This window comes from Paenibacillus konkukensis (assembly GCF_023523925.1).
Lineage (GTDB): Bacteria > Bacillota > Bacilli > Paenibacillales > NBRC-103111 > Paenibacillus_S > Paenibacillus_S doosanensis.
Genome location: NZ_CP027059.1, coordinates 2,031,113 through 2,052,282, shown reverse-complemented (window position 1 = coordinate 2,052,282; position 21,170 = coordinate 2,031,113). Strand labels below are relative to the sequence as shown.

The window sequence follows — 21,170 nt, the reverse complement described above, 5'->3', positions numbered from 1 at the left end:
GTCAAGGCAGTTTGGCTGCTGGGGCATATTGACACCGAGAGCGGGCTCTTTGTAGTATAAAAATGAATTTGATCACAAATGAACAACAAGAAGCAAAAACGAGCGTATATAAAAATGGTCGGAAGCTTGCTTCCCATCGAAGCCGCCCAAGAAGGGGGCATGCAAACGACGGAGCGCGGACCCAATTCGAAGCTAAAGGAGAGTTGTCCATGAGAAAAAGTAAAGCGTTTACACTAATGGCGCTGATGGCTGTGCTGGGAGCTGCTCTGCTTGCCGGCTGCAGCGGAGGAAGCGGCAGCAAGACCGGCCCGAGCGACAATACGGCCGAGTCGGCGAAAGAGGATCGGTATAATAACGAGCCGGTCACTCTGCGGTTTTATTCCCACAATGCGGGCATATTGAGCGATGCCGATCTGGAAACGCTCGTCGGAGCGCCCCTGCGCGCCAAATACCCGAATATTACCCTAGAGCTGATCAAAGGAACGACGCTGGATAAAATGATTGCCGCGGGCGAAGTGCCGGATTTTATTGCGACCAGCAACTATTATTTGCATGATGTGCTGCAGCTCGGGCTCGGCACCGATTTAAGCGGCTTCGTCAAAAGTCAAGGCATCGATATGAGCAAATTCGAGCCGGAAGCGGTCAATGTACTGAAGTCATTCGGCAAAAACGGAGAGCTGTACGGCATTCCGTATGCGATGAATTACGGCGTGGTCGCTTACAACAAAGATATTTTCGATAAATTCGGCGTTCCTTATCCGAAGGACGGAATGACCTGGAGCCAAGTTTTGGAGCTTGCCCGCCAAGTCACCCGGACGGATCAGGGCAATCAATATATCGGGTTCGATATGGGAGACCCGCAGCTGTTGACCCGCGCTTACTCGCTGCCTGTCGTGGACGAGAAGCAGGAGAAGGCGGTGCTGACTTCCGAAGGGTACCAAAAGGTATTCGGCTTGTACCGCCAGCTCTATGACATTCCAGGCATCGTCGATTCGAACAAAAAGTATACGTACGGCATCGATGCGTTTTTGAAGGACCAGAAGGTGGCGATGTTCCCTTACTGGATTTCGGCACTGACCGCGCGCCTGCCGCAATTGAAGGAGCCTGGCAAAGATTTTAACTGGGATGTCGTTTCGTTCCCGTCATTCGACGACAAGCCGGGGCTCGGGCGCGAAATCGACTTCCACCTGGCTATGGTGCCTCCGGGCAGCAGCAATAAAAAAGCCGCCTACGCCGTTATCGAAAGTATGATCAGCAATGAAGCACAGCTCGCGATGAATCGGTCGGGCAGCCGGCTGACGATTCTAAGCGACGCTTCCGTGCGCAATCAGTTTGCCGCCGACGCCAAGCTGTACGACGGCAAAAACCTGCTCGGCATCTTTGCCGTCAAGCCGGCCCCTTTGCCTGAAGCGACCGCTTATGACGTCAAGTCGTACTCCTTCCTAAAGGAAGGCATCAAATCGATGATCAACGACGGCAAAGACATCAATACCGCGCTCAGAGAAGCGAACGAAAAGGCGGATAAATATATTCAAGAGATGAAAACCACTCAATAACGACGACGCTGAACAAGCCGCGCAGCCGCGCGGCTTGTTGGCATTTGTGCGAACGGTAGGGAGTTCGCGCGGAAAAAGGACGGGCAGAAAGAATAAATGATGAAAAAACATATTGACATACCGACGGTAGGTACGTAATATAAAAGCATAAACAAACCGACGGTCGGTATCGATAATCTACTTACGCTGGCACGAACGATGAAGGAGCCAAACTCATGAACAGACGACCGCATCCAATCCGGGGAACTTATTAGGAGGTTATTATGATGAGTCAACAACCGATGTTTCAATTAGGCTTTACCAATTTGGAGCAGGAAGTGCACGGATGCCGTCTTCCCGTTACCGGCTCGGTGCCGGGCTGGCTGTCGGGAACGCTGTTTCGCAACGGTCCGGCGAAGTTCTCGACGCAGCAAGGATGGCATACGCACTGGTTCGACGGCTTGGCCATGCTGCACAAATTCACCTTCCGCGATTCCGAAGTCATGTACTGGAACAAATATTTGCGGACGAACGCTTATCGTCGGGCGCAGGAAACCGGTGTGCTCGGATCGGGCTTCGGAACGGCGGCCGGGCAGAAGACGGTGAAGGATCACAATGCGAACGTCAACGTGTCGCAAATCGACGGCCATTTCGTGGCGATGACGGAGACGCCCGACGTGGTGGAGTTCGATCCGTACACCTTGGACACGATGGGAGTATTCGATTTTCACTGCGAATTTCCGGGGCAGTTTACGACGGCGCATCCGCATATTGATTGGAAGACGGGACGCCATATCAACTTCACCATCGAGTTCGGCGCCGTCAGCCAATATCATCTGTATTCGATAGCTCCTCATTCTACGCGCAAGGAGAGAATCGGCTCGGTTCCGACGCTGGAGCCTTCCTATATTCACAGCTTTGCGGTTACCGAGCGCTACGTCATTATCGCGGAGTTCCCGTTCGTCGTGAATCCGCTGGAGCTTATGACGAGCGGCAAGTCGTTCATCGACAATTTTCAATGGAAGCCGGAGCGGGGCACGCGCTTTTATGTAGTGAGCAAGTCAAACGGCGCTTTGGTAAAAACGTATGAAGCCGAGCCGTTCTTCTCCTTCCATCACGTGAATGCTTACGAAGCCGGTAACGGAGACATTATGCTCGACATTTGCGCGTCGGCGACCGCTTCGGTGGTCGGGGAGCTGCAGGTCGACAATTTGACGAACAAGGATGACGCTCCCGCATCGCCGAGAACCGAGCTCCGCCGGTATCGCTTGCCGGTGTCGGGCGGCACCGCGTCCGGCGTTCTGCTCGCCGGCGAATCGATGGATTTGCCGACGATCAATCAGGCTCGGGGAGCTAGCCGCGCATACCGCTACGCATACGGCATCAGCATGAACAAGCAGCGGATGGAGAAATACTCCAATCAGCTGGTCAAAGCGGACGTCGTGCAGGGCGAGAGCAAAATCTGGTTTGAACCGGACTGCTATCCGGGGGAGCCGATCTTTATCGAGAAGCCCAATGCGCTGAGCGAAGATGACGGCGTCGTCGTTTCGGTCATTCTGGACGGCAAAAAGGGCCATTCGTTCCTGCTGCTTCTCGATGCCCGCACCTTTACGGAAATCGGCAGAGTCCATGTGCCGCATCATATTCCGTTCGGCTTTCACGGCATGTTCACGGAGGAATTGTTTCTCCGTCATGCTTAGAAGCATGGTGAAAAAAGAGCGGAGGGGCCATTTGAATCTGGAAAAGCGTAAGCGTTCGACTTTGGGGACAACAGCGATCTGATCATATACGACAACTCTTGGAGGAGGCAGACGCTATGAATATCGTGAAAGCCGGCTTGGAGGATCTCGAAGCTATCTCCGGGCTGTATGAAGAAGTGACCCGCCATATGCGGGAGAACGGCATCGATCAATGGGATCAGTATTATCCGACGAAGCCGGTGTTCCACAACGATTTGCGAAACGGCCATTTATACGGCATTCGGCATGAAGGGCAATGGATCGGCGCCGTGGCGGTCAATGACGAGCAGAGCACGGAATACGAAGGACTGCCGTGGCAGGACCGTTCGGGCCATCCGATGGTCATCCACCGGCTGGCGGTTCACCCCGCGTATCAAGGTAGGGGCATCGGCAAAAAGCTGCTGCAGTTTGCGGAAGCCGCCGCTCTGACCCAGCCGTACACGAGCATCCGGCTGGGCGCCTATTCGGCCAACCCCGCCGCGATCGGCATGTATGAAAAATTCGGTTACACCAGCGTAGGAGAGGTGCGGTATCCATTCCGTAAACATCCGTACCGCTGCTTTGAGAAGATCATTCCGACGGAGCTTCGCCTGAACTAGGCGGCTCCGTCTTTCTTTTGTCAGAGTTCTGCGGCAAGGCGGCGCACTCGGGCCGACCGGACCCCAAAGGTAAAAATAGTGCACAAACGGGTAAAAATCTTGAGCGTGCAAACCGGGGCAAACCTTTTATAGTTATATCCAGGCAATTAATATAAATGAGGTGAACAGCTTGGAAATGAACAAAACGGAAGTGGGAGCCCGGGGCGTCGTTCGGCCCCGGAAATTTTGGAATACCGCGAGGAAGGACGCCGCGATCGGATGGTTGTTTCTGGCCCCGGAATTTCTCGGGATGCTGGTGCTCGGCGTGTTTCCGATCGTCTTTTCCTTATATTTAAGCTTATGCGACTGGAACCTGGTCGGGGGGCTCTGACGAAGCAAGCAAAATTATTAAACAAAATACGAAATAACCAGGTATAGGGCCCCGTGCAGGCGTCATCAGCCATTCGGTTACGCAAAACAAGGTCAAGGAAAAAGTCAAGCTGACTAACGAGTCGGTCGTTTCGGTTATGTCGAAGGATATTGCGAAGATGATCGACGACTTGACTTACGCCTCCAATTTCTTCGTGCAGGACGCCAATGTCCGCAAGGAGCTGAGAAATTTTACGGCCGCCAAAGGGATTACCAATTATGCGGATTTGACGACGTATCAGCAGATTAAGGACTTTTTCAGTCTTGTCATAGCCAAAACGATGAATACCGATATTTTGATGTTTCTGGTGAATAACGAAGGTTTTATTATCCAGTCGTTCGACGGCGGAGACATCTCCCCGGAGCAGGTGCGGCAGCATTGGAGCATCGTGAAGGACTGCGTCGATTACGAGCAGCGAAGCCGGCTGCAGTGGCTCGGAACGGTAGCGGCCGGGCCCGACGGGGGCAAGTCGGTGTACTACGTTTCGCGGGTGCTGCGCGATCCGACGGATAACGGGCTGCTGGCCACCTTGTATATATCGATTCCGCACGCTTATTTCGCGAAGCTGTTCGACCAGATTCAGACGGGCAAGCTGGCGCTGTACGATGCGGACGGAACGCTTATCGCGGGAGATGATACGGTATTCTTCGAGTCCCGTCACGCCGAGCCGCAGAATGTCAGAAACGAGATGGCGATCGAGAAGTCCGGCTGGAAGCTTGTCTATGAAACGCCGCGAAAAGAAGTGACCGGCGAAATTTCGCGGACGTTCTATATTTCGTTATTGCTGGTCGTTCCGTTTTTCCTGTTGTTTTTTCTGATCTCGATCCTGATGGCCAGACGCCTCCACAGTCCGATCCGCAAGCTGCAGCTCGGCGTGAAGCAGTTCGGCAACGGCAACCGCACCATCCGCTTCCAAGAGGACGGCAAGGACGAAATCGCCGAGCTCGGGCGGACGCTCAATACGATGCTGGAGCAGATCAACCGGCTGATCGCCGATATCGAGCATGAGCAGGAGCAGAAGCGGGTGATGGAGCTTCAAGCTTTATTTTCCCAGATTCGTCCGCATTTTTTGCTAAACACGCTGAATTCGATCAAATGCAATCTGATTTTGTACGACGATGAATTCCACAGCCAAAAAATCGATTCGCTGATGAGCTTATTGCGGGCTTATATGAAGTTTAACGAGCCGTCCACCTTAAAGAGCGAGTGCAGGCTGCTCGCCCACTATGTCGATATTATGCAGATGCGCAGCGATATCGAGCTGGATTTCCGGGTGCGATTGGCGCCGGAGACGGAGGGCGTCGATCTGCCGAAGCTGCTGCTTCAGCCTGTGGTGGAGAATGCGTTCGTCCACGGCTTTGCCGAACAGGCGGAGCGCCCGCGGATCGAGCTCGAATCGGAGCTTCTGGGGGACAAGCTGCGCATCCGGATTGCGGACAACGGTGCGGGATGCGGCGATGAACGGCTGGCGGAAATGAACGCATGGCTCAGCCGGACCGATGAGCAGACCTTCGGCTCTTATAAGCGGGTGGGGCTGATAAATGTGCTTCAGCGTCTGCGTATCACTTACGGGTCTCAAGCGTCCATGCAGCTGCTGCGCAATGAATACGAGGGAGTCACCGTGATGATGGTCATTCCGCTCGGGAGCGGGCTCGAACCATCGATAAGCGGCAAGGGGGAGTTATAATGAGGCTGAGAGTGATGCTCGTCGACGATGACGTGCCGATGATTAAATATTTGGTGAAGCTGGTCGCGTGGGAAACGATGGGGATGGAGATCGTCGCCACGGCGCATTCCGGGAAAAAGGCGCTGCAGCTGTTTCGCGAGGCGAATCCGGATCTGGTCATTACCGATATCGGCATGCCGCAGATGGACGGTCTGGAGCTGGCGGCCGAGCTGAAGCGGATGAAGCCCGAAATCCGGCTGCTCTTTCTGACCTGAGCTGAAGCAGTGGAACCGCGCCGCCTATTATGAAGATCTTTCGTTCGGACCGATGCCTGCGCAGGAAGGCAAGCTGTGGTCGATTGATGTGACCGGGGCGCTCGGAGACGAATGGAACCGCCTGCTGAAGGCGTACAAGGACAGGGACGACAGCTCCATCCGGCAAGCTCTCGACGAAATGAAGCGCAAAGCAATCAAGCTGCAGCTCGACCCGGGAGAGCTTATCGCCAAATGCTCGCAGTGGGTCAGAGTCTTGGAGCTGGAGAGCGATCGGCACAGCGATGACGGCTTTCACGATTGCCTGCTGAAGAGCCGGCGGCTGAGCGATACGATGGATCTGATGGAGACGAAGGTGAAGGAGCTCTATGAAGCGAACCGCGAAGCCGTCATCGAGAGGAAGGCCAAGCTGCAGCAGATCGACCATTATATCGCCGAGCATTTGTCGGATAACATTTCGCTCGTCGACATCGCCGATTATTTGTTCTTGAATCCGAGCTATTTGTCGCGGTATTTCAAGCTGGAGACAGGAATGAATTTCACCGACTACGTGCATCGTTACAAGATGAAAATCGCCTGCCATCTGCTGAAAAGCAAACAGGACAACATCGAGCTCGTCGCGTTCAAGCTTGGTTACGTAGAACGCACTTATTTTTCCAAAATATTCAAAAAATAACGTCGGAGTGAGCCCGAAGGACTATCGTTAAGAGGCGGGCATCAACCGGCGCCCTGCGATAAAAACATAAATTCGTCCATATGAAAATGGGTTTTGTCCATATTCGCCGGAGGGAAGCGAAGCTATAATAGAGCTGAAAAACCTGTACGAATAGGGAGGCTGTCATGAGTATCGTATTCGATCCGGCTTCGCAAACGTTTCACCTGCAAGCCGCCGGCGCAAGCTATGTGATGCAAATCGTCCGATCCAAATATATCGCCCATATCCACTGGGGCCGCAAGGTGCGCGGAACGAATCCGGGAGGGCTGCTGGCAAGACGCGAGCGCTGCTCGTTCACGCCGTCTACCGATCCGGACGACCTCAGCTTATCGCTCGACACGCTGCCGCAGGAGCTGCCGGCTTACGGCGGAAGCGATTTCCGGGTGCCCGCCTACCAGGTTCAGCTGGAGAACGGAACGACGGTCAGCGAGCTGATCTATGAATCGCATCGCATTTACCCCGGCAAGCCGCAGCTTCCCGGACTTCCGGCGACTTATGTCGAGCGGGAGGACGAGGCGGATAGTCTGGATATCGTGCTGACGGACAAGCTGATCGGGCTGAAGGCGGTCGTTACCTATACCGTATTCCGCCATTTCAATGCGGTAGCCCGTTCGGTGCGCTACATCAACGAAGGCGGCGGCAAGCTGCGCCTTTTAAGGGCGCTCAGCATGAGCGTCGATTTTCCGCATCCGAACTTCGACATGCTGCATTTGTCGGGCTCCTGGGCGAGAGAGCGGCATATCGAGCGACGCCCGCTTACCGCCGGAGGCGCAACGATCGAGAGCCGCCGGGGCGCGAGCAGCCATTCTTTGAACCCGTTCGTCGCGCTGTTGTCCAAGGATGCGGACGAGGATCACGGCGAAGCCTACGGCTTCAGTCTCGTATACAGCGGCAGCTTCCTGGCGCAGGCGGAGATCGATCCGTACGGCACGACCCGCGTCGTCATGGGCGTGAATCCGTTCGATTTCAGCTGGCTGCTGGAGCCGGGGGAATCGTTCCAGACGCCGGAGGCGGTGCTCGTCTATTCCGGCGAAGGACTCGGGGAGATGTCGCGCACTTATCATAAGCTGTACCGGACGCGGCTGTGCCGCGGCGAATACCGCGACCGCACGCGGCCGGTTCTCGTGAACAACTGGGAAGCGACCTACTTCAATTTTAACGCCGATAAAATCGAGGAGATCGCCACAGCCGGTCAGGAGCTGGGCCTGGAGCTGTTCGTGCTCGACGACGGCTGGTTCGGCAAGCGGGATAACGACAACTGCTCGCTCGGCGACTGGTTCGTCGACAAGAACAAGCTGCCTCAAGGGCTGGAGGATTTGGCCGCGAGAGTGAACAGGCTGGGTCTGCAATTCGGTCTCTGGTTCGAGCCGGAGATGGTCTCACCGGACAGCGAGCTGTACCGGGCTCATCCCGACTGGTGTCTGCATGTTCCGGGGCGGCGCCGGACGGAAGCGCGCCGGCAGCTGATTCTCGACTATTCCCGGCAGGATGTGCGGGATTATATCGTAAAGGTCGTCTCCGATATATTGGCCGGTTGTCCCATCCGCTATGTGAAATGGGACATGAACCGCAATATGACCGAGATCGGCTCGGCGCTGCTTGCCCCGGACCGGCAGCGGGAGACCGCGCATCGTTACATGCTGGGGCTGTACGAAGTGCTGGAGCGGATTACGTCGGCGTTTCCGCATATTTTATTCGAAAGCTGCTCCGGCGGCGGCGGGCGGTTCGATCCGGGCATGCTCTACTATATGCCGCAAACGTGGACAAGCGATAATACCGATGCGGTGGAGCGCTTGAAAATTCAGTACGGCACGAGCATCGTCTACCCGGTCAGCACGATGGGAGCGCATGTATCCGCGGTGCCGAATCATCAGGTTCACCGCACGACGCCTATCGAAATGCGCGGGCATGTGGCGATGTCGGGCAATTTCGGCTACGAGCTTGATTTGACGAAGTTTACGGCGGAGGATAAGGAGGCGGTACGCCGGCAGGTGGCCGCTTACAAGCAGCTTCGCCCGCTGATTCAGTTCGGCGACTTTTACCGGCTGCTCAGCCCGTTCGAGGGCAACGAAACGGGGTGGATGTTCGTATCCGAGGATCGCACGGAGGCGCTGGTCGCCTTCTTCCAGGTGCTGGCCAAGCCGAATGCGCCGCTGTCCAAGCTGCGTCTGAAGGGATTGGACCCGGGCAAGGATTACCGCGTGCTTGACGTAGACGGCGCCGCAGCGGAAGCCTCCGTCTTCGGAGGGGATGAATTGATGCATATCGGTCTGAACCTCCCGCAGTGGAAGGGCGACTTCCGCAGCCGCTTATACCGGCTCACCGCGCATGAAGCGGAATAAGCCAAACGAGATCATATCTAAAAGCGTGGTGAAAAAAGAGCGGAGGGGCCATTTGAATCTGGAAAAGCGTTAGCGTTCGCCTAAGAAAACAGCGATTGGAGGATCAAATGGGCGCCGCAGCGGACTTGTTCACCACGCTTCTAAGGGAGCGAACCGTATTGAAAAAGTTTAGGTTAACCGATTTGCAGGATACGAGAGAAGGGCATTTTCTGCAAGGGATACTGCCTGGGGAATATTTGTCGTCGGGAGGACTGGCCTTTGAGAAGCCGGGCTTCCGCACGCATACGAATGACGGCCCGGAAGGGCGGGATTACCATGTTCACAAAGACTGCGAAGTGTTTATCATCGCGCAGGGCAAAGGGGAGATGGAAGTGGACAAGTCCTTCCACCCGGTCGTAACCGGCGATATTATCGTGATCGAGCCGGGCGAGGATCATCATCTTATTTCCAGCACGGAAGACCCTATCGTGACATTATGGGTCCATGCCGGTCCGGCCCGCCATAAAAACCAGCTCCCCGAATAACCCGGGGATGACGCAAGAAGTCCTCTTTGTCCGATCGGAGCAAAGAGGACTTTTGCCGTTCATTTAGGAAACGACGCCGCGCGCTAAGCGGCTCGATGCCTTCTTATCCGAAGCCGGGGCCTCAGCCTTGTTTCAACACCTTCAGCATCGCGTTGATCATGCCCAAATGCTGGTTATCGTGGAGCATAACGGCCTGGAGCAGCTCGCCGACGGTTTCGGCTTTGAAGAAGTTTTCCTTCACCGGGGCATCCATTTTGCCGCTTAAGGCGGCTTCCAACTGACCTGATTGCTCTCTTAACTGAGCTATGAGCGTATCCCAAGCCGGCGGTTCTCCGGTCCAATCGGCGGGCTTGGTCCCGTTGCCGAACAAGCCGCGGTACGTTGCCGGAACGGCGGAAGGCTCTCCGGAGAAACCGAGCACGATGCCGTCGGTTACCGTAACGAGATGCCCCGCCTGCCATAGCAAGTGATTGTTAAAGCCTTGCGGCACTTCCTCCCGCTGAGCTTCCGGACACGCTTCAAGCAGTTCCAGCAGCTTACCCCTTCCTCTGTTGATCAAACCGAACAAATAGGATTCTCTCATCCGTGCATCATCCTCCCTAGTCATTGCAAAATATCAAGCCGACCGATCCTGCCTTATCGGCGAACGAGGACGCTCTGCTTGGCCCCATACGGCTGCCATCTCATTATAGCAAGATATGAAGCAGGGAGTATACTTCAGCTTAATCCTCTGAACCTCCGGCGATACTCGGAGGCGGATTCCTGAGCATGCTTGCCGAATTGTCTCGCGAAATAATGCGGCGAAGAGAAGCCCAGCGTATAGGCGATCTCCGTAATCGGCATATTCGTCTCGCGCAAATAGGTCTTGGCCTTGTCCAGCCGGCACTTGAGCAAATAGGTTTGCGGGCTCGTCCCCGTCTGTTTGCGGAACAGCTCGTACAAGTAAGCGACGCTGATGCCGAGCTTACCCGCCCATTCCTTGACGCAGGGGTCCGCCGTCTCCGTATGTCTTAGCCAATCGACCATTCGCCCGATTCTCGGATCGTACCAGGTCTCATAAGGCTTCCGGGCGAACCGCACATACCGGACGAGGAACGTTTCGAACAACGAGCGCAGCAGCGCATCGTCTCCGATCCCTTGTTCCGGATATGCCTCGATTACCGCCAGATAAGGCTCCAGCCAGGCCGCGCCGCGCGGAGCCCGAACCCGGACGGGAAGAGCGATTCCGTCCGCATCCGCGAATTGCACCCGTGCGGCGCAGAGCGACACGTCGTACTCGCCCGCATTGTGGCAATTGAGCTGCGGGTCCCCCTTCTGTTTGGGGGTAGAGGGGGACAGCAAATCGGCGTAGACGGAGGCGTGGACCATCGGATCGTCCTGCGCGGCGATGAACGTATGGGATACGCCGGGCGCAATATAGTACAAATCGCCGGTTTCGGCGGCCCATACGTCCTCTCCGATCTTCATCGTCCCCCTGCCCGCCGAAATGTAGATGAACAGATGGACGTAGGGAAGCCGCGGACCGACATGCTGCCCCGGCTTGAACGGGTAAAAGTTGGCGCTTACGATACGCGAATGGATTTCGTTCAGCTGGGCCGTCTTCGTCTGCGGTTGTCTCGTTGCGGACATCGATGCGTCACCTCGTCTTTTTTGTCCGGTGGATGTTATCGCCCATGCTACCACGAAAGGGGGGGCAAGACAATATTTTATCCTCCAATCGTGCAAATTCAAGACTGAAGGATAAACCGTTGGGAAGCGCTGTTGGTATAGTAGAGGATAAGCACGGTCAAATCAAATTTATGCTAATGGGAGTGTTCATCTGTTATGACGATCAGCGAAATCCAATTTATTCAAGCCGCCGCGTCTTTGGTTAGGGAAACCGGCGGAAATAGAAGCGAGCGGGCCCGCGTCGCTGCCGAATGGGCAGGGGAGACGGCAAGCTTCCGTCTGATTAACGAGGGAGACGAGCCGATCTCCGTCAAGGAAATCGTTTTATTCCAGGGAGCTTGGCCTTTCGGCGGAGATACCAAATTTTATGGCGAAGGCTACAGCATGCTGTCCCAGTACGGCGGCACGATCGGCGAGCCGAAAATGATCGGTAAGTTCGACGACCGCAAGCATTACAAGCTCCCGGCCACCGAAGGATTTTTTACCGCCTATAATTTCGTGCTGCTGTCGCCGGAGCCGACCCGTCATTTGCTGATGGGCTTTACGTCCTGCCGCCGCCATACGGGAGAAATTCGTTTGGCCGCCGGACGCTTCGAGGTCGTACTCGACGGCGAAGAACTTATCGTAGCGCCCGGAGAAAGCCGTGAGCTGGAGAGCTTCGCCCTGCTTACGGGAAGCGACAGGGAAGCGCTCCTTGAACAATTCGCGGCCCTCATCGAGGCGCATCATCCGAAGCTTGAGACACCGGGCGTGCCGACCGGCTGGTGCTCGTGGTACTGCTTCGGGCCTGCAGTGACCGAGCAAAATATATTCGATAATTTGCACGCCATCGGCAAACAGGTTCCGCAGCTCAAATATATCCAGATCGACGACGGTTATCAAGCATACATGGGGGACTGGCTTACGCCGGGGCAATCGTTCAGCGATATGGAGAAGCTGTGCAAGCAGATCAAGGCCGAAGGCTTCGAGCCGGCGATCTGGGTCGCTCCGTTCATCGCTCAGCAGGAATCGGCGCTGTTCCGCGAGCATCCGGACTGGTTCATCCGGGACGAGGAGGACAAGCCGCTCGCATCGAACCGGATTTCGTTCGGAGGCTGGCGGCACGGGCCTTGGTATATGCTCGACGGAACGCATCCGGAGGCCCGCGATTACTTGCGCCGCGTATTCCGTACGATGCGGGAGCAGTGGGGCTGCCATTACTTCAAGCTGGATGCGAATATGTGGGGAGCGCTTCCCGGAGGCCGGCGCTATATACCGGAGGCGACCAAGGTGGAGGCGTACCGCATGGGGATGGAAGCGGTGCTGGAGGGAGCCGGAGCGGACAGCTTCCTGCTCGGCTGCAACGCGCCGATGTGGCCGTCGCTCGGTACGGTTCACGGCATGCGCGTCACCGGAGATATTTCCCGCAAATGGCCGGTGTTCGCCCTGCTCGCCGCGGAAGGCTTCTCCCGGAACTGGCAGCACGGCCGGCTGTGGGTGAACGACCCGGATTGCCTGGTGCTGGAGAACCGCAACATCAAGCTCGTCGATCCCGACGGCACGGTGCGCCGAGGCATGTCTTCCATAACGCCGGATGAATTCATGTTCCACGCCGCCTATATCGTCGCTTCCGGCGGAATGGTACTGTCGGGCGACGATATGCAGACGATGTCAAAGAGCAATCTGCAGCTCGTGAAGAAAGCGCTGACGACTCGCAATATCGCCGCCCGGTTCGACGACGACAGCTTCCGCGTAGGCAGGGTGAACGAGCCGGACCGGCAGCTGCTCTGTTTGTTTAACTGGGAGGAAGCGGTATCCGATCTGACGATTCAGCTTGATCGTGCCGGACGCCTGGAAGACTTCTGGACGGGGGAAGAGTTGGGCTTTTGGGAAGGCCGCCTCACGCTGACGGGAATGCCGCCGCATTCGGCGCGGGTGCTGGCGCTGTATCCTTGTAGCTGAAGGGGATAGAAATCCGGGAACAAGCGGACGAGCGGCCAGAGCAGTCTGGAGAAGCGCCGGCGTTCGCCTTTGTCCCCGGAGTACACTCGCAACGGACACAGCGGCCGTTATATAAACCCTATCGACCGTTTTGGATTTCTAACGGACACAGATGCAGCTATTTGTTGAAAAAACTGCCTTATTGAGCAATTCGGAGCTATGTAAGCGCCGTGGCGACCGTTACGTTTAAAAAGCGTCTGTTTGTGACGACTTTAGCTCCCTGGTGTCCGTTACAATTAGAAACTCGGTTCCGGAGGCTACACCTTCTGCAGCTCCCTTCCAATACTGTTCGATCGCTTAGCCGTCCCTGAGAAAGATGGTTGGGGAAGTGTTTTGAAGACGCCATTTTCGCTGGTAAAAACCTAGCTTGCAGCCAAGCCATTGTCCAAACGGGTACGTTGGAGCATGAAAAACGTGGTGAAAAAGTGAGCGAAGCAAGCGAGAGCAATCTGAAGCAGTGAAGCGTTCGCTTTTGTTTTCGGATTTCACCCGTTTCACGGGCTTAACTATTCAAGAAATCCGGGACGGGCAACTTTCTATCGACCCTCCGGTCACTTTTTCACCACTCTCCTAGGAGTCTGTCCGACGGAGTTACTTTTGTAGGTCCCTTCGGAGTAAGACTCGGTTTTCAAATGATTTTTCATCACGATTTGAGTATAATCACTGTGTCTTTCTTTGCCTTTGTGGGAGTTACGCCGCTTTTTTACGTTTTTGGGCAGACCTCTCCCGTTTATACACCGTGGATGGTTTGGGATATCTGGCAGAATGAAGCTTTCTTAAATTATAGCTTAAAGCCAAAAGGACGAACTCACCCTCAACCTTATCTTCGCCACGGAGGTGAAACTGACGAAAGCCCTGACATTCTTTCATTTGCCCCCACGCGGGTTCCACGATGGCTTTACGTAACCGGTAAATGTCTTTACCGGCATCGCTTTGCACTTTGGTTCTCATGGCTTCTCGGATCGGATCGCCTTCATTGCGTTTGACCCTTCGTTTACCGGATCCGGACTTAACGCAGTCCTTTTGAAACGGGCAGGTCAGGCAGGCATCGCTCATATACACCCATTGAGTCGCTTTTTGAGGATCCTTTTCATAGTATGTGTACTTGTGGATCAGCGTTTGTCCCGCTGGGCACACATAGGTATCCGTTTCCGGGATATACGTAAAGTTGGTTTTATCGTACGGATTCCCGTGCTGCTTGTTTTCACGGGTTGCCGCGATGTAGGCGTCGGTCTCGGCCTTCGTCGCCGCCTGAATGTTGTCCGCACTAAAGTACCCTGCGTCCGCACTCACTTTCTCGGGCACCTTTCCCGTTATGTTGCGGATGGAACCGAGCACCGGCTGGAATTGGTGTTGGTCGCTGCTGCTAGGGTTCATCTGCAGTCCGACGATGAATCCCTGATCCGCATCTACGGCAATTTGCGGATTATATCCTTGGATGACGCCTTGGGTTTTCGTATCCATGATTTGGGAATCTGGATCGGTAAAGTTGAATTGATCTTTGTCCGGTGTCTTCGATTCCTCTACCGGTTTGCGAGTTTCCAACTGTCTGAGCGCCTCTCTGATTTTTTCAAGTCGGGATTGGCGATTGGTCACCGATTCCGGCAACAGCGAAAGGGGCTCTTCGTTCTCTTGGTCGTCTATCTGGCCGGCTTGCTCGAGAGCTTCGCGGATTTCCTTTTCCAGACGCTCGATTTCCTGGTTCATCCGATCTCGCGACATCGACTTATGCTTCGATGCATGGGCTTTCAGCTTCGAACCATCGATGCTGACATGACCGAGGGACACGTACCCTAGCTGTATGGCGATGTGTACCACTTGTTTGAAAAGTCCCGGTAATGATTCGAGGTGATCCTTTCGAAAATCGCTGAGCGTACGGAAATCCGGTCGATGGCCGCCACATAGCCAACGAAAAGGAATATTTTCATCCATAGCCTGACGAAGGGTCCGGGAGGTGAACACACCCGTAGCATAGCCATAGAACCATAACTTCAAAAGCATGGCGGGGTGATAGGCTTCTTCTCCGCGATGGGAATACCGATTTGTCATGACCGTGAGATCTAACTGATCCACGATGTCGCTAACAAGCCGCACTAAATGATCTTCAGGGATCCAATCGCTCAAATACATCGGAAACAATTCACCTTGTTCCGTGGAGTAAGATTTAAATTTTGCCATAAACCACACACCCTTTTTTACCAGATAAACAGATTACAGTTAAGTTTCGCGACGAAACTATGCTTTTCCTGTTTCGTCGGACAGACTCCTAGAAGCGTGGTGAAAAAGTGGCATTGTACAGTCATGACACAATAGAAATGGTAAAATAAATGGAACTGATCGATGAGAAATGAGGCCAAAACTTATGCTAGTTTCCAAACGCCAAGGCACCCAACCTCGACTATTTCAAATGGTCGAGATGGAGGCGCTTGTTCCCCAAAACCATCTTCTTCGTCAACTGGATCGTGTTATTGATTGGAGCATGATTCACGAACGTACACGTGCTCTGTATTCCGAAAATATGGGTCGTCCCGTGAGCGATCCTGAACTTCAGCTACGCTTGATGGTTCTTTGTTATCTGTTCAACCACAGTGAGCGTGCTCTGTACAATTTGCTGCCTATGCATGCGGGCTACTTGTGGTTTTGCGGCCTCGACTTTGAAGCCGTTCTGCATCCCGAAGAAGCCGAGCTGGCCTTGCCGGATCGGACCACTCTGGTGAAAACCCGAAAGTTTTGGCGGGACCATCAGGTGTTTGACGACCTGATGCGCGACATTGTTGACCAGTGCATCATCGCAGGACTCGTTAAGCCGCAAATGGATGCGGCCGTGGACGGAACACAAGTACGCGCGAATGCGTCCATTCACAGTTTGGCAGAAATCCAACTGGCCCCTGTCGAATCTATCGAGGCGTATTTAGTACGCCAAGCCAAGGAGGATACCGAAGACACGAAAACCGACAAGGAGGATGCCCCTAAACCTCCCTCTACGAGGAACGATCATTCGGAGGTAGAGGAACAGGCTGTTCACGAAGATTTTCATGGCAAAACCTTTTCCAACCGTACGCACCGTAGTACCAGCGACCCCGATGCCCGTTTGTATAAGAAAAGCAAAGGGCAGGAAGCTCATCTGCGTTATTTGGTGCATGATCTGATCGATGTTCACTCCGGCGTGATCCTGGACACCCGGGCTTCTTTAGCATCCGGTACAGCAGAAAGAGAAGTCAGCCTGAAGCAAGTGCAAGCGATTCGATTTCGTCATCCTCATCTCCAAATCCGAACGCTTTCGGCAGATAAAGGGTATGAGTCAGCAGACTATCTGGTTCAGCTCCATGAACTTGGCATCATCCCACTCATCCGGTTGCGTAGTCTCAAGCTGCAAGAATTCCCGGTTTACAAGACCCGAGCATTGCATCCCGTTCGAAAAGCCAAACGCCGTCTCAAACAGAAGGAGATCCAGGCTTACAATTTTGCAAAAAGTATTCAGCGTCATGGTGCATACCGGCACATCCAAGCCCTACGTGCGCGTATTGAACATGCCTTTGCGGAGGCCAAAGGAAGACATGGACTCGATCGAGCCCGCAGCCGCGGTCTTGATCGCATGCAAGAGCAAGCTACACTTACGGCCATGGTCCAGAATTTAAAGCGACTGTGCCGATTCAAAGCCAGAAGGCCACGGGCCGGTGCACTTTCCTGCACCGTCCTCGCCAAGATAACAGGCTGTCCCCAGTATCTTTGCTCCACTACATGCTCAGGGTTCCGTTTTTTTGGTAACTTTGACGGCTTCATTTTGTAATAACAGGGACTTTTTCACCACACTTCTAGAGCTTGCAAGTAAATTATGGTACAGTGTAATTGAAAGCGATTGCTCATTATAAAACGAATGGAGATGTCCCGTTTTGAAAATTGCAGCTCAGCTCTATACGTTGCGAGAATTTCTGAAAACCCCGGAAGACATTGCCGAAACGCTCAAAAAGGTAAAAGAAATCGGTTATCGCGCCGTACAGGTGTCCGGAGTCGGCCCGATCGACAATCAGGCGCTCAAGGATTTGGCGGACCGCGAGCAGCTCTCGATTTGCGCCACGCATATCAGCTACGCCGATTTGAGCCAGCAGCTCGACGCCGTGATCGAGAAGCATCAATTATGGGGCTGCCGATACGTCGGACTTGGCGGCTTGCCGCAGGAGTACCGGACAAGCGCGGAAGGGTACTCGGCGTTTGCCAAGGAAGCGTCCGAGATCGGCCGCAAGCTTAAGGCGGCGGGACTTACGTTCATTTATCATAACCACAGCTTCGAATTTGCGAATTTCGGCGGTAGAACCGGAATGGACATTTTGTTCGAGGAATCCGATCCCGAAGCATTCGACTTCGAGCTCGACGTGTACTGGGTACAAGCCGGTGGAGCCGACCCGGCGGACTGGATTCGCAAGGTGAACGGCCGGATGAAAGTCGTGCATCTGAAAGATATGGCCGTCACCGGAGAGCGCGAGCAGCGCTACGCCGAAGTAGGCGAGGGCAATATGAATTTCGACCGCATTCTCAAAGCCTGCAACGAAATCGGCGTCGAATGGGGAGCGGTGGAGCAGGATCAATGCTACGACCGCAATCCGTTCGAAAGCCTTGCCATCAGCTTCAACAATTTGCAGAAAACCGGACTTATCAGCGTATAATCAAGTCCTTATCATTATTTTGCGCGAAGGGGAATCCCGCGCTGCTTGACGATCAAGCGGCACGGGATTTTTTGCGTTGCGGCAGCGTAACGAATGCCCCGCAACGCCCGATAATACGGCAATCTTAATTTGGGATAGCCGATCTTAATATCGGATAATGGCGAATATTAACCTCAGTTTATCATTGGTTAAATTGAGCGGTTTCCATGTTACGAAATCTCTGCAACAATAAGGTTAGCGAAGCCGCCGGTATTTCCAGCGAACAGCATCCTGGGCCAAACGCATCTTTGATCGCATCATACCTTTGCCGCAAGCCGGCATTTCGCCAAACTTCTGCTATATTCTGAAGGAGGTAAAAGGGGTATATGAAAAAAATCAGTCGGAAAAAATGGGTAGCCGCAGGGACCTCGGCACTGTTGTCCATCACGGTCGTCGCAGGCTGCAGCAGCGGCAGTCCAGCTCCCGCAAATCAGGGAACGGCCAAACAGGAAAATCAAGAGCCGCCTAAATTGCAAGCGCTTACGTACTGGGTCGGCCTGGCAAGCAACGTCGCCGCTACATTAAAAAGCTTCGGGGATATGACGGTTTATCAGGAGCTGCAGAAAAAAACCGGGGTCAATGTAACCTTCCAGCATCCTCCGGTGGGACAAGAGAAAGATCAGTTCAACCTTATGATTACCGGCAAAGATTTGCCCGATGTCATCGAGTACGGCTGGACCGGTTATCCCGGCGGTCCCGAGAAAGCGATTAAAGATAAAAAAATTATTAAGCTGAACGATATTATCGACAAATACGCGCCGAATTTGAAGAAAATTTTGGACGCCAACCCGAACTGGAAAAAGCAGGTCATGACGGATGAAGGCAGCATCTACGGATTTCCGTTTCTGCGCGGCGACGATTACTTGCTGGTCAGCAACGGAATCGCGCTCCGCCAAGATTGGCTGGATAAGCTGAACCTGAAAATGCCGGAAACGATCGACGATTGGTACAATACTTTGACTGCCATCAAGAAAAGCGATCTCAACGGCAACGGAAAGCCGGATGAAATCCCGCTCTTAATCAGTAAAGGCGATATGGGAGGCTCCGTGGCGTTCCTCGGCTCGTTCGGCGTTAACTACGATTTTTACCATGACAACGGCACAGTGAAATACGGACCGATTCAGCCTGAATACAAGCAGTTTCTGACCGTCATGAACAAATGGTACAAGGAAGGGCTTCTCGATCCGGACTTTGCCGTCACGGACAGCAAGCTGAAAGACGCGAAAGTTACGGGAAATCAGCTGTTCGCGACCGTGATGAGCACAGGTTCGGGGATCGGCAACTATACCTCGCTCGTGAAAAATAAAATTCCGGATTTCAAGCTTGTCGCTGCACCGTTCCCGGTCGTCAACAAGGGAGACAAGAAGATGTGGAGCGCAAGAACTTATAACTTCTCCGGCGGGGTGGCCGCCGCCATCTCGACCTCGAACAAAAATCCGGAAGCGACGGCCAAATGGCTCGATTACGCTTATAGCGATGAAGGTAAAATGCTGTTCAATTTCGGCGTAGAAGGCGTCTCCTATAAAATGGTGAACGGTTATCCGACGTATACGGACGACGTGATGAATCCGAAAGATATGTCGATGGCGCAAGCGATGGCCCGTCATGTCCGCGCCAACTTCAACGGTCCTTTCGTGCAAGACAAGCGATATATGGAGCAGTATGCTGCATTGCCTGAACAGAAGGATTCGATCAAAATCTGGTCGGAACCGACCGACGAAAGAAAGCTGCCGCCCGTTACGCCGACTTCGGATGAGAGCAGCAAATTCGCTTCGATCATGAACGACGTGAATACGTTTAAAGACGAAATGTTCAACAAATTTATTATGGGAGCCGAGCCTCTGGACAACTTCGACAAATACGTAAAAACGATTGAGGGCATGGGTATCCAGGAAGCGGTCAAAATTGAACAGTCTGCATTGGAAAGATATAACAAGCGTTAATGGGCGCCTGTCCGCGAATGGACATATGAACTGATCTTGTCGGGGGATGAACCGCCGTTCATCCCTCCGGCTTATTCAAAGCGAAGGAGGGAAGCCGTATGGAAACGATCAAATCCGCCGCGAAGCCTGTCGCCAAGCCGAGCCGTTCCGAGCCGAGCCTATGGATCACGATTGGACGCGATCTGAAACGCAACAAGCTCTTATATATCATGGTGCTGCCCGTCATCGCGTATTATTTAATTTTCGACTACGGTCCGATGTACGGCTTGCAAATTGCGTTCAAAGATTACAGTCCCGGCGACGGCATCTGGAACAGCCGTTGGGTCGGCTTCGATCATTTTGTCGAATTTTTCAACAGCTACTACTTTTGGAGATTAATCCGCAATACGCTCCTGATCAACGTGTACGAGCTGATCTTCGGTTTCCCGGCGCCGATCGTGCTCGCGCTGTTATTGAACGAATTGCGCCGGCAATATTTCAAGAGAATCGTTCAGACGATCACGTATTTGCCGCATTTTATATCGGTCGTCGTCATCGTCGGGATGCTGGTCGACTTTTTGGCTAGGGACGGGGTTGTGAACCAGCTGCTTGCCACGCTGGGCATTGCGTCCAAGTCTTATTTGTCCGAACCGGAATGGTTCCGCTTCATTTATGTATCCTCCGGCATTTGGCAGGGAGTCGGATGGGGCTCCATCATCTATCTGGCGGCGCTGTCCGGTATCGATCCGACCCTGTATGAAGCGGCCAAAGTCGATGGGGCGGGGCGCTGGAAGCAAATGATTCATATTACGATTCCGGGGATTATGCCTACGATTATTATTTTGCTGATATTGAAAATGGGCTCGATGATGTCCGTCGGCAGCGAGAAAATTTTGCTCATGTACAATCCGCTGACCTACGATACGGCCGACGTCATTTCCACTTTCGTGTACCGCAAAGGGATTTTGGAAGCAAGCTACAGCTACACGACGGCGGTAGGCTTATTCAATGCCGTCATTGCGTTCTCTCTGCTTATTCTCTCCAACAGCATAAGCAAGCGGGTAAGCGAGACTAAACTATGGTAACGGAGGTGGAA

The 21,170-nt window shown here is 53.9% G+C and carries 17 protein-coding genes; 14 read left to right on the top strand and 3 right to left on the bottom strand.

All coding sequences use genetic code 11. The features are described from left to right. The first annotated feature begins 209 nt into the window (after nt 1-209). The 9 genes from SK3146_RS08860 to SK3146_RS08820 all read left to right on the top strand — a co-directional run bounded on the left by SK3146_RS08860 (nt 210) and on the right by SK3146_RS08820 (nt 9,801). On the top strand, nt 210-1,556 hold the full coding sequence (locus tag SK3146_RS08860) for an ABC transporter substrate-binding protein (protein WP_249864731.1): 1,347 nt from the start codon (nt 210-212) through the stop codon (nt 1,554-1,556). Nucleotides 1,557-1,819: 263 nt separating this feature from the next. Further along, a complete protein-coding gene (locus SK3146_RS08855) occupies nt 1,820-3,235 on the top strand; it encodes a carotenoid oxygenase family protein (protein WP_249864730.1) in 1,416 nt (471 codons plus the stop codon). Between the two features lie 116 nt (nt 3,236-3,351). Further along, nucleotides 3,352-3,873, top strand: a complete 522-nt coding sequence (locus SK3146_RS08850; protein ID WP_249864729.1) for a GNAT family N-acetyltransferase — start codon at nt 3,352-3,354, stop codon at nt 3,871-3,873. A gap of 175 nt (nt 3,874-4,048) precedes the next feature. Beyond that, on the top strand, nt 4,049-4,243 hold the full coding sequence (locus tag SK3146_RS08845; protein ID WP_249864728.1) for a hypothetical protein: 195 nt from the start codon (nt 4,049-4,051) through the stop codon (nt 4,241-4,243). Between the two features lie 136 nt (nt 4,244-4,379). Further along, nucleotides 4,380-5,969 carry a sensor histidine kinase gene (locus SK3146_RS08840; RefSeq protein WP_249864727.1) on the top strand — a complete coding sequence of 530 codons (1,590 nt, stop codon included), beginning with the start codon at nt 4,380-4,382 and terminating at the stop codon, nt 5,967-5,969. Beyond that, nucleotides 5,969-6,223 carry a response regulator gene (locus SK3146_RS08835; RefSeq protein WP_249864726.1) on the top strand — a complete coding sequence of 85 codons (255 nt, stop codon included), beginning with the start codon at nt 5,969-5,971 and terminating at the stop codon, nt 6,221-6,223. Before SK3146_RS08840 ends, SK3146_RS08835 begins: the two co-directional genes overlap by 1 nt. A 52-nt stretch (nt 6,224-6,275) precedes the next feature. Next, complete coding sequence (locus SK3146_RS08830) at nt 6,276-6,896, top strand: helix-turn-helix domain-containing protein (protein WP_249864725.1); 621 nt, start codon at nt 6,276-6,278, stop codon at nt 6,894-6,896. Between the two features lie 164 nt (nt 6,897-7,060). Then, nucleotides 7,061-9,277 (top strand): alpha-galactosidase, encoded by a 2,217-nt coding sequence (locus tag SK3146_RS08825; protein WP_249864724.1) that lies wholly within the window; start codon nt 7,061-7,063, stop codon nt 9,275-9,277. 95 nt (nt 9,278-9,372) lie between these two features. Next, a complete protein-coding gene (locus SK3146_RS08820) occupies nt 9,373-9,801 on the top strand; it encodes a cupin domain-containing protein (RefSeq protein WP_249864723.1) in 429 nt (142 codons plus the stop codon). Nucleotides 9,802-9,922: 121 nt separating this feature from the next. Here the strand turns inward: SK3146_RS08820 and SK3146_RS08815 are convergent, their stop codons facing one another. Next, a complete protein-coding gene (locus SK3146_RS08815; protein WP_249864722.1) occupies nt 9,923-10,384 on the bottom strand; it encodes a DinB family protein in 462 nt (153 codons plus the stop codon). A gap of 134 nt (nt 10,385-10,518) precedes the next feature. Continuing rightward, a complete protein-coding gene (locus tag SK3146_RS08810) occupies nt 10,519-11,430 on the bottom strand; it encodes an AraC family transcriptional regulator (RefSeq protein WP_249864721.1) in 912 nt (303 codons plus the stop codon). Between the two features lie 195 nt (nt 11,431-11,625). On the opposite strand from SK3146_RS08810, the gene SK3146_RS08805 reads away from it, so the two are divergent. Then, nucleotides 11,626-13,410 (top strand): glycoside hydrolase family 36 protein, encoded by a 1,785-nt coding sequence (locus SK3146_RS08805; RefSeq protein ID WP_249864720.1) that lies wholly within the window; start codon nt 11,626-11,628, stop codon nt 13,408-13,410. 729 nt (nt 13,411-14,139) lie between these two features. Here SK3146_RS08805 and SK3146_RS08800 read toward each other — a convergent pair. Beyond that, a complete protein-coding gene (locus SK3146_RS08800) occupies nt 14,140-15,627 on the bottom strand; it encodes an IS1182 family transposase (protein WP_249861330.1) in 1,488 nt (495 codons plus the stop codon). Nucleotides 15,628-15,811: 184 nt separating this feature from the next. On the opposite strand from SK3146_RS08800, the gene SK3146_RS08795 reads away from it, so the two are divergent. The 4 genes from SK3146_RS08795 to SK3146_RS08780 all read left to right on the top strand — a co-directional run bounded on the left by SK3146_RS08795 (nt 15,812) and on the right by SK3146_RS08780 (nt 21,159). Beyond that, nucleotides 15,812-17,239, top strand: a complete 1,428-nt coding sequence (locus SK3146_RS08795) for a transposase (protein ID WP_434006817.1) — start codon at nt 15,812-15,814, stop codon at nt 17,237-17,239. Between the two features lie 103 nt (nt 17,240-17,342). Beyond that, on the top strand, nt 17,343-18,113 hold the full coding sequence (locus SK3146_RS08790; RefSeq protein ID WP_249864719.1) for a sugar phosphate isomerase/epimerase family protein: 771 nt from the start codon (nt 17,343-17,345) through the stop codon (nt 18,111-18,113). 365 nt (nt 18,114-18,478) lie between these two features. Beyond that, nucleotides 18,479-20,095 carry an extracellular solute-binding protein gene (locus SK3146_RS08785; protein ID WP_249864718.1) on the top strand — a complete coding sequence of 539 codons (1,617 nt, stop codon included), beginning with the start codon at nt 18,479-18,481 and terminating at the stop codon, nt 20,093-20,095. A gap of 98 nt (nt 20,096-20,193) precedes the next feature. Next, entirely contained in the window at nt 20,194-21,159 is a 966-nt protein-coding gene (locus SK3146_RS08780) for an ABC transporter permease (protein ID WP_249864717.1), read from the top strand. Nucleotides 21,160-21,170 lie beyond the last annotated feature (11 nt).

Bases quoted from the DNA above. Each gene is read 5' to 3' on its own strand.
- SK3146_RS08860 (WP_249864731.1), top strand. From the start codon at position 210: ATGAGAAAAAGTAAAGCGTTTACACTAATGGCGCTGATGGCTGTGCTG.
- SK3146_RS08855 (WP_249864730.1), top strand. From the start codon at position 1,820: ATGATGAGTCAACAACCGATGTTTCAATTAGGCTTTACCAATTTGGAG.
- SK3146_RS08850 (WP_249864729.1), top strand. From the start codon at position 3,352: ATGAATATCGTGAAAGCCGGCTTGGAGGATCTCGAAGCTATCTCCGGG.
- SK3146_RS08845 (WP_249864728.1), top strand. From the start codon at position 4,049: ATGAACAAAACGGAAGTGGGAGCCCGGGGCGTCGTTCGGCCCCGGAAA.
- SK3146_RS08840 (WP_249864727.1), top strand. From the start codon at position 4,380: ATGTCGAAGGATATTGCGAAGATGATCGACGACTTGACTTACGCCTCC.
- SK3146_RS08835 (WP_249864726.1), top strand. From the start codon at position 5,969: ATGAGGCTGAGAGTGATGCTCGTCGACGATGACGTGCCGATGATTAAA.
- SK3146_RS08830 (WP_249864725.1), top strand. From the start codon at position 6,276: ATGCCTGCGCAGGAAGGCAAGCTGTGGTCGATTGATGTGACCGGGGCG.
- SK3146_RS08825 (WP_249864724.1), top strand. From the start codon at position 7,061: ATGAGTATCGTATTCGATCCGGCTTCGCAAACGTTTCACCTGCAAGCC.
- SK3146_RS08815 (WP_249864722.1), bottom strand. From the start codon at position 10,384: ATGAGAGAATCCTATTTGTTCGGTTTGATCAACAGAGGAAGGGGTAAG.
- SK3146_RS08810 (WP_249864721.1), bottom strand. From the start codon at position 11,430: ATGTCCGCAACGAGACAACCGCAGACGAAGACGGCCCAGCTGAACGAA.
- SK3146_RS08805 (WP_249864720.1), top strand. From the start codon at position 11,626: ATGACGATCAGCGAAATCCAATTTATTCAAGCCGCCGCGTCTTTGGTT.
- SK3146_RS08800 (WP_249861330.1), bottom strand. From the start codon at position 15,627: ATGGCAAAATTTAAATCTTACTCCACGGAACAAGGTGAATTGTTTCCG.
- SK3146_RS08795 (WP_434006817.1), top strand. From the start codon at position 15,812: ATGCTAGTTTCCAAACGCCAAGGCACCCAACCTCGACTATTTCAAATG.
- SK3146_RS08785 (WP_249864718.1), top strand. From the start codon at position 18,479: ATGAAAAAAATCAGTCGGAAAAAATGGGTAGCCGCAGGGACCTCGGCA.
- SK3146_RS08780 (WP_249864717.1), top strand. From the start codon at position 20,194: ATGGAAACGATCAAATCCGCCGCGAAGCCTGTCGCCAAGCCGAGCCGT.